At 65.0% G+C, this 843-nt stretch carries 1 protein-coding gene; it reads left to right on the top strand.

Features of this window, described 5'->3' with window-relative positions; translation table 11 throughout:
* The coding region (locus ACFOMP_RS15845; RefSeq protein WP_449302612.1) for a Mu transposase domain-containing protein at positions 1-843 on the top strand (843 nt) is incomplete at both ends.

Here is an 843-nt window from a genome sequence, read left to right as displayed (position 1 = left end):
GGGCTTTCGCCTTCTTCAAGGGCACCTGCACCCGCGGGATCTACGACAACATGAAGACGGCAGTGGAGACCATCTTTGTCGGCAAGGAGCGCCTCTACAATCGTCGGTTCCTGCAGATGGCCAGCCATTATCTGGTCGAGCCCGTCGCCTGCACCCCGGCCTCGGGCTGGGAGAAGGGTCAAGTGGAGAGCCAGGTCGGCACGGTTCGCCAACGGTTCTTCTCACCCCGGGTCAGGGTCAAGAGCTACGAGGAACTGAATGCCTGGCTGCTGGACAAGTGCATCGCCTCGGCCAGGAGCAGCAAGCATCCGGAGTTGACGGACAAGACCGTCTGGGAGGTCTTTCAGCAAGAGCGCCCGCACCTCGTCCCTTATGCCGGGCGCTTCGACGGCTTCCACTCGCTGCCTGCGGCGGTATCGAAGACCTGCCTCGTGCGGTTCGACAACAACAAATACTCCGTCGCGGCAACGGCTGTCGGGCGGCCGGTCGAGATCCGGGCCTATGCGGAGCGGATCGAGATCCGGCAGGAAGGGCGGCTGGTCGGGGACCATCCCCGTCACTTCGGGCGGGGCCGGACAATCTACAATCCCTGGCACTATGTGCCGGTCCTGCTTCGCAAACCCGGGGCGCTGCGCAATGGCGCACCGTTCAAGGACTGGGTTCTGCCCGGCGCCCTCGAGCAGATCCGCCGCAAGCTGCAGGGCTCCTCGGACGGCGACCGCCAGATGGTGAAGATCCTCGGCGCCGTGCTGACGGAGGGGGTTCCCGCCGTGCAGAAGGCCTGTGCCGAAGCGCTCTCGCAGGGCGTCCACTCCGCCGATGTGATCCTCAACATCCTGTCCC

Source organism: Paracoccus simplex (genome assembly GCF_042648325.1).
GTDB classification, from domain to species: Bacteria; Pseudomonadota; Alphaproteobacteria; order Rhodobacterales; family Rhodobacteraceae; genus Paracoccus; species Paracoccus simplex.
This window is presented reverse-complemented; position numbering and strand designations above follow the sequence as displayed.